At 63.8% G+C, this 7,392-nt stretch carries 8 protein-coding genes and 1 pseudogene; 7 read left to right on the top strand and 2 right to left on the bottom strand.

Features of this window, described 5'->3' with window-relative positions:
• The 5 genes from P775_RS12920 to P775_RS12900 form a co-directional block, all read left to right on the top strand.
• Positions 1 to 431: zincin-like metallopeptidase domain-containing protein (locus P775_RS12920; protein ID WP_245875680.1), on the top strand; the 431-nt coding region annotated here is incomplete at its 5' end.
• Between the two features lie 23 nt (positions 432 to 454).
• On the top strand, positions 455 to 664 hold the full coding sequence (locus P775_RS12915; protein WP_099911372.1) for a DUF6330 family protein: 210 nt from the start codon (positions 455 to 457) through the stop codon (positions 662 to 664).
• A gap of 88 nt (positions 665 to 752) precedes the next feature.
• Positions 753 to 1,142: a DUF3768 domain-containing protein gene (locus tag P775_RS12910; protein ID WP_099911371.1), complete on the top strand. Its 390-nt coding sequence runs from the start codon at positions 753 to 755 to the stop codon at positions 1,140 to 1,142.
• Between the two features lie 155 nt (positions 1,143 to 1,297).
• On the top strand, positions 1,298 to 3,280 hold the full coding sequence (locus P775_RS12905; RefSeq protein WP_099911370.1) for a ParB/RepB/Spo0J family partition protein: 1,983 nt from the start codon (positions 1,298 to 1,300) through the stop codon (positions 3,278 to 3,280).
• A gap of 74 nt (positions 3,281 to 3,354) precedes the next feature.
• Positions 3,355 to 3,957 (top strand): regulator, encoded by a 603-nt coding sequence (locus P775_RS12900; protein WP_342749649.1) that lies wholly within the window; start codon positions 3,355 to 3,357, stop codon positions 3,955 to 3,957.
• Between the two features lie 52 nt (positions 3,958 to 4,009).
• Here the strand turns inward: P775_RS12900 and istB are convergent, their stop codons facing one another.
• The gene (istB, locus tag P775_RS12895) at positions 4,010 to 4,774 is read right to left on the bottom strand and encodes an IS21-like element helper ATPase IstB (RefSeq protein WP_099911369.1); all 765 of its coding nucleotides are present in this window, start codon (positions 4,772 to 4,774) and stop codon (positions 4,010 to 4,012) included.
• Positions 4,771 to 6,258, bottom strand: coding sequence for an IS21 family transposase (gene istA / locus P775_RS12890; RefSeq protein ID WP_143520899.1), 1,488 nt, complete (start codon positions 6,256 to 6,258; stop codon positions 4,771 to 4,773). The genes istB and istA overlap by 4 nt, the downstream gene beginning before the upstream one ends.
• A 115-nt stretch (positions 6,259 to 6,373) precedes the next feature.
• On the opposite strand from istA, the pseudogene P775_RS12885 reads away from it, so the two are divergent.
• Positions 6,374 to 6,466, top strand: a pseudogene (locus P775_RS12885) (regulator); the annotation flags it as partial.
• A gap of 102 nt (positions 6,467 to 6,568) precedes the next feature.
• The gene (locus tag P775_RS12880; protein WP_099911367.1) at positions 6,569 to 7,222 is read left to right on the top strand and encodes a DUF6927 domain-containing protein; all 654 of its coding nucleotides are present in this window, start codon (positions 6,569 to 6,571) and stop codon (positions 7,220 to 7,222) included.
• Positions 7,223 to 7,392: the final 170 nt, after the last annotated feature.

Genomic DNA, 7,392 nt, shown 5'->3' with positions numbered 1-7,392 from the left:
TCGACATCACAACCGTCTTCACGGGCACGGAGGCGTACTATTTGCCGCCCGTGGACAAGGTCTACATGCCGTCCATCACGCGGTTTCAGGACCCGCGCAATTTCTACGGGGTCTGGGCCCATGAACTGGCCCATGCCACAAAAGCCCCGCATCGACTGAACCGTGATTTCGGCCTTTCGCGATTTGGCAACACCTCCTATGCCCGCGAAGAGATCGTGGCCGAATTGTCTTCGGTGTTTCTGGGTCAGACGCTTGGCTTCACGGCGCATACGCTCGAGATGAACGCGGCGTATCTCCACAACTGGTTGCGCGTTCTTCGATCGGACAAGGGTGCGATCTTCAAGCACGCCGCGGACGCGCAGCGCGCCTGCGACTATCTGATTGCCAGATCGGAGACGGGCAGGGCAGGGCGCAGTGCCGAGGCGGCCTGACCGCACGGAGAACGGAGGCTCGCATGTCACGCAAGGAACCCAAGACGCTGCGGGTGGCCTGCTTCGAAGACGGCCGCCGCAAGATCATCACCTTCAAGCGCGGTGCCTATTGGTGGAGCCAGTCTGATGGCGCTTATCCGTTCTCGGCAGCGCTCGAGAGCATTAAAGAACAAGGCGGCTGGATCGAAACCATCCCCAACCCGAATTACAGACCCAAAGGGCTGTTCGGGTAGGGCGCCTTCGGCCTCAATTCATCCGCCAGGCGGAAAAGTGAAAGCGGGCTTTGAGAAGGGTGTTTCAAACCTCTCAAAGGAGATCCCCATGTCCATGACCGTTCAACCCCTGCCAGACCGTCCGGATCCGACCGTGATCGCGGCGCAGAACGACGCGTTTCGCAAGCTCGCGTGCCTTGGCGTGCCGCCCGCGCAGCCCATCCAGGGCCGGATGCATGTCACCCGCTCGCTTATGGAGGCCGGTGACGGCTTCATGGCCGAGGCGGTGAAGGCGACCGGTGCGTTCGATACATTCGAGCCTGAGAATGATCCCGAGGGCTGGCACGATTTCGGGGCGGTCGAGATCCGGGGCGAGACCGTGTTCTGGAAGATCGATCTCTATGAAGCAGACTCGGATTTCCGCTACGGCGCTGAGACCCCGGACAATCCTGCCACCACCATGCGCGTGCTGACCATCATGCTGGCGCGCGACTGGTAGAAGGGCAGGGGACACCCCCTCCTGACACCCCAGGCGTTGAAGGCCCACTGACCCCCAAAGGGAAAGTGGGCCTTTTGTCGTGGTGATCCCTGAAGCCGGGGATTGGTCGCGCGCAAGCGCGCGGGCCGCATCTCACCCACCTGGAAGGATATCCCATGACCACAAGCTTTGCCCCTCTCATCGTCGCCATCGGCGATCTGGTCCCGCATCCCGCCAATGTGCGCAGCAACTCGCCGGAAACTTATGACCCCGAGAACATCGCGCATCTGAAGGCCAGCATCGCTGTGCTGGGCCTGCTCCAGCCGCTCCTGGTCCAGAAGCTTGACGGCAAATATGCTGTCCTCGCCGGTGGCCGGCGGCATGCCGCGCTGAAGGAGCTGGCCGCTGACAAGGCCACCAAGGGGTTCACGGCGAAGACCAAGGTGGACTGCCGCCTTGTGCCGGAAGACTGCGACGTCACCACGGCACTGTCGCTCGCCGAGAACATCACCCAGGCACCGATGAATGCCATCGACGAGTTCGAGGCCTTCGCCCGGATGATGGAGGTCGACGGCCAGACGCCCGAGACGATCGCAAAGACCTTCGGCACCACGGTGGCGGCCGTGAAAGGCCGGTTGCGCTATGGCCTGATCCACCCCGACATCCGCGCCGCGGCCCGGGGCAAGGTGATCACGCTCGACACGATGAAGGCTTTCGCCGAGCACCCGAGCCAGGAGGTACAGCGCGAGGTTTACGAGGCTCTCACCAAGGAAGACAGCTACCTGCAAGCCTACACGGTGCGTCAGGCTCTCAAATCCCGCGGCGTGCAGGTCAGCGACGACATCGGGGCTTTCGTGCGCGCGGACTACGAGGCCCGCGGCGGCGCTGTCGCGGCCGATCTGCTGGAGGAACATTCGGTGCTCGAGAATGCGGCGCTGGTCGAGACCATCCTGCTCGAGAAGCTCGGTGCCGCTGCCGAAGAGGCCCGTATGAGGTTGGGCTTTGCCTGGGCCGATGCGATGGTGCGCTATGATTACGCGACCATGGCCGACTACGGCCGTGTCTATCCCGGCCCGATCGAGCCCGATGAGGCCGCCCAGACGCGCGTGGATGAGATCACCGCCGAGCTTGAGCAACTACAGCTCGAGATGGAGGATGAGGGGCTCGAAGACGATGCCTACAATGCGCTTTACGACCGCGTGGACACTCTGGAAGAGGAAGCCCGCGATCTGCAGGAGGCCTACAGCGCTGAGGACCTCGCGCGGTCCGGGGTGATCGCGTCGTGGCAGGGTGGGCAGATCACGCTCCATGTTGGCCTCGTCCGCCCGGAAGACACCGTCAAAGAGGAGGGCGCGCGCGGCTCCTCGGCCAACCCGACCGGGGAGGAGGCCCCGGACGCCGGCGAAATCACCTATCCAGCCTCACTTGCTGAGGACCTCAAGACCGAGCGGGCCATGGCGCTTGGGGCCGCGATGGCGCTGCATCCTGAGGCCACGCTCGATTTGACGCTCTTCAAGCTGGTGAGCGACGTTCTGGCCAGCGGCATTGCCGTGACTCAGGCGATCAAGGTCGATGCCCGCAAGGAATACCGCAGCCACGCTAAGATGGACGAGATCGACGAGACCTCGCTCGAGCAGGTGGCGGCGGCGCATGATGCGCTTGATCTGTCCTGGCTAGATGACGCCCGCGCGCCCGCTGATCAGTTCGCGGCGTTTCGCGCGCTGGAGGCCGGCGAGAAGGCCAAGCTCGTGGCCTATGCCACCGCCAGCACCACGCAGTCCTGCTTCGCGCGGGACCGATCGCGCGACAGCCTGATGCATGCGTTCGAGATCGAGATCATGCCCGATATCCGCGCCCACTGGACGCCGAACGCGGCGCTCTTCAATCGCTTTAAAAAGGCGTGGCTCCTGAAGATCCTCGGTGAGGATCTGGGTCTCGCCCAGGAGGCGGTGACGCTGGCCTCGTCGAGCAAGAAGGAGATTGTCGCCTTCTGCGACAAGCTCTTCGCCGAGCCTTTCGCCACGCTCACGGACGCGCAGCGCGCTGCCGTGGCCGCCTGGTGCCCGTCAATGATGCAGACCGCCGGTGTCGCCTGTGATGAGGCGGAGCCCACTGCGGACACCACGGAGCCTGACAGCGAGGTCGCGCAAGCGGCCTGACGCATCAAGTGACCCGCGCGGAGCATCCCGAGCGCGCGGGTCGACCCTTCCAAACCGAACAGAAAGACATCCCCATGGCTATTCTCAAGTTCTCTGCCTCCGCAGTTGCGGCGCAGATCGCCCATGCGCGCGCCTGCAAAACCTTCCTGCCCAACTGGAACGGGCCCGTGGACAGGCCCGCCCTGATCCTCATCGTCGGCAATGGTGTGCATCTGCGCTCGAACGGCATCGATGGCACGACCACCCGCATCGTCTCCACCGAACAGGCCGATCCCTCCTTCGCCTTCGCCGACGGCATGAACCCGTTTCGGGACACCGACTGGATGGCGCAGCGCCGCATGGCGTTTCGCGATCTGATCGGCCAGTTCTATACCGACATCCTGGATGACGTGCAGGTGCTCATCGACCGGGGGCAGGGGACGATCCGGCTCGCCACCGATGGCCACAGCATCCGCGTCTTCGTGCGCCGGGCCTCGGATTATCTCATAGGCGGGACCTACGACGTGCCCTCGGGCCTCGGCGGCACCTTCCGGGTCATCCTCAAGGATGCCTGCGACACCTTCGCGATCGTGCAGAACTGCGGTGTCAACGGCGGAGACAAAACCGGCCAGGTGGCGGCGCAAAATCAGGCCAGTGGCGGGGTGCCAAGCGCCATGGCGCGCGCGCTCCCCAGATAGCTGGCGCGTGCCATGGCGCATTGGCCCGCAGGGCCAATCCTGCGACGGGTGATCAGGCGCTGGCTTCAGTCTTTCGGGCGCGGCTTTGGCCGAGCCGATAGCTGTCGCCGTTCATCTCGAGGATGTTGACGTGGTGGGTCAGCCGATCGAGCAGAGCGCCGGTCAGGCGTTCGGTGCCGAATGTTTCGGTCCATTCGTCGAATGGCAGATTGCTGGTGATCATCGTGGAACCGCGCTCGTAGCGCTGCGAGATCAGCTCGAACAAGAGTTCGGCGCCTGTCTTGGATAGCGGCACGAAGCCCAACTCGTCAATGATCAGCAATTTGACGCTGGCCAGCTGCTTTTGCAGACGGAGCAGGCGGCGTTCGTCGCGGGCCTCCATCAGCTCGTTGACCAGCGTTGCGGCGGTGGTGAAGCTGACCGACATGCCCTTCTGGCAGGCGGCCAGCCCGAGACCCAGAGAGATGTGCGTTTTGCCCGTGCCGCTGGGGCCGAGCGCGATGACGTTTTCGCGGCGGTCGATCCATTCGCAGCGGGCGAGTTCCAGCACCTGCATCTTGTTCAGCTTCGGGATCGCCTTGAAGTCGAAGCTGTCGAGGCTTTTGGTGGCCGGGAACTTCGCCGCCTTGATCCGACGCTCGATCATCCTGCGCTCGCGGTCGATCAACTCCAGCTCGACCAGCCGCGCCAGGAACTGGACATGATCGCGCCCCTCAGTGGCACATTGGCGGGCGAGCTTGTCGTATTCCCGCAGGAAGGTAGGCAGCTTCAGTGTCTTCAGGTGATCCGCCAGCAGGATCTTCGGGGCCGCTGTCATGCAACGTCCTCCGACAGCAAGGCCATATAGCTGGCCGCGGACGTGGTCTCGACGTTCGCCCGCGGCAGGTAGGGGTAGATGTCGAGGTCCAGCTTCGGCGGCCGCTTCTCGACCTGACACAGCACGAGATGCTTGATCGCATCGAATCCGACCGCGCCCAGTTGCAGCGCCTTCTTTACTGCCGCATGCAGGTCATCGATGCCGAAGCTCTCCAGCAGGCGCAGCACCTGGACATACTCGCGGCGTCCGGCCTTGTTCATTCGCGCCTCCATCAGGCGGCGCAGGGTCGCGAACTCCGGCGGCAGGTCCCATTCCGCCAGAGGCGCCGCCTGGTCCAGGGCGTTGATCTTGCGCTCGATGAGCGGAAGGTAGTGGACCGGATCGAAGACCATGTCCTCGCGGTCATAACAGCGGGAATGGCGTGCGATGACATTGCCACCGCAGCCGATCACGACGGCGTCGACATAGCCCCTGATCCAGACGTCACGGTGGCCATAGGCGACCGGCACCGAATAATCGTTGGTTTTGTAGCGCACCAACGCCTGGGAACTGACCCGGCCAGTGGCCTGGTCGCAGGCATCGAACGGCGCCGCCGGCTGGTCGGACATCGCGGCCAGATCCCGCACGAGGCGCTGGCCGATCGTCTCGGACTGGCCGCGCAGGACATCCGCCTGACGCCTGCGGCACTGCTCCTCCAGATGGGCGTTGAACGCGTCCCAAGTCGCAAACCGCGGGATCGGCACCATGAAGTTGCGGCGGGAATAGCCGACCAGGCCCTCCGCGTTGCCCTTGTCGTTCCCCTTGCCCGGGCGGCCGTAGCGGTCGCGGAACAGGTAATGCGACAGGAACCCATTGAAGAGCGTGGCTCGCTGACGCGTTCCATCCGGGAGGATCTTCGACACCAGGCAGCGGTCGTTGTCGTAGACCACCGAGACCGGCACCTTCCCGAAGAATGCGAAGGCGTGGACGTGGCCATCCACCCAAGCTTCTGCTGTCGCCGCGGGATAAGCACGCACGAAGCAGGCATCGCTGTGCGGCAGGTCGATGACGAAGAAATGCGCCTTCTGCTCAACGCCGCCGATGAAGACTATGGCTTCGCCGAAGTCAGCCTGCGCATGTCCGGGCGGATGCGCCAGGGGCACGAACATCTCGCGGCCGCGCCGTTCGCGCTCGCGCATGTAGTCCTTCACGATCGTGTAGCCGCCGGTGAACCCGTGCTCGGCACGCAGCCGCTCGAATACGCGCTTCGCCGTGTGTCGCTGCTTGCGATGAACCTCCCGATCGTCCTCCAGCCAGCCGTCGATGAGTCCGGCGAAGGCATCCAGCTTTGGCCGCTTCACGGGAGCCGTCCGCCGATATCCGGGCGGAACCGAGAACGCCATCATCTTGGCTACGCTGTCGCGCGAGATGTTGAAGTGCCGCGCTGCCTCGCGCTGGCTCATGCCCTCAGCACAAGCCAGCCGCACCTTCCGATACAAGTCCACGGTGAAAATCCTCCCGCCCTCCCTGTCGCCAGAAAGGGTAAAGGTGGACGACTTTTACGCCGCCCGCAGCAGGCTCATCCCGCCGCTACCGTGGCCGACTGTTGCACCGCCGTTCTCATGCGGCAATTGCGAGGATTTCGACGCCATGCAGCCCTACCGCGTGCCGCTCGATGCGCTGATGGAAATCGATGACCGGAGGGCGGCGTAACGCGCCCTTTCTCAAACAAGCATCGCCAATACCCTGCCGGGCCTGCGGCCCTCTCGGGACATTGGCGACAACAATTTCCCCAATGAGAGAAAGGACTCTGAGATGGGATGGCTCTTCTACACCGACGGCCGCGTCCAGACCTACGCGGATGAGAAAGCGGAAATCGCCCGGCTCTGCACCTCTCATGGCGACACGCGCAAGACGGAACTGGTCAAGGCCTGCAAGGTCGGCTCAACCTGGTATGCGGCGGCAAAGGTCACCAATCTCGACGGCACCCCTGTCGAAGACACGACCTATGTCACCGATGCGGATGGCTCCATCACTTTCGGGGCTGTCTTCCTCACCCGATACGATGACGGGTGCTGGGGCTACAAGGACATGGAGGAAAGTGCTGGCCCGAACGAGTCGCGTGCTCCCCTTGGGCTGATCGAGCTCCTCTCCGAGCTGAAAGACCCGGACAGCTACGCCCAGGACTGGCGTCAGCGCTGCCGGAATTGGGCTGCGATCCCGGACTACGAGGAAGGCGACAAGATCAGGCTCGCCACGCCCGTGACGCTCACCGATGGCAGTACATGCCAGATCGTCACCGCGACGCACTACAGGCGTGGGCGGCAAAAACGCCGCTGCTACCGCATCGAGGAAACCGGCGGCCTCGTGCGCCTGTCGAAAGCGACGCTCGCGGGCTCGGAGCTGCTCAGCTCCGCGAAAGGCGCGGCCAGTCCCGTGCTGGCGGAGTTCCTAGCGAGGCGAAATTAGGTGCTGCGCCGGACGGTTCATCGGCCTGCCCGGCGACAGCAGATCCTGCGGCTTGTCTTGACAAGGCAATGCAAATGCATTACCTATCGCAGGCAGAAAAGACCCCCCGTTCTTTCAGGAGACTGCCATGACAGCGCTCGCACAAGATGTCTCGAAACTCACGGATCGGT

The sequence above is a fragment of the Puniceibacterium antarcticum genome (genome assembly GCF_002760615.1).
GTDB lineage: Bacteria > Pseudomonadota > Alphaproteobacteria > Rhodobacterales > Rhodobacteraceae > Puniceibacterium > Puniceibacterium antarcticum.
This window is presented reverse-complemented; position numbering and strand designations above follow the sequence as displayed.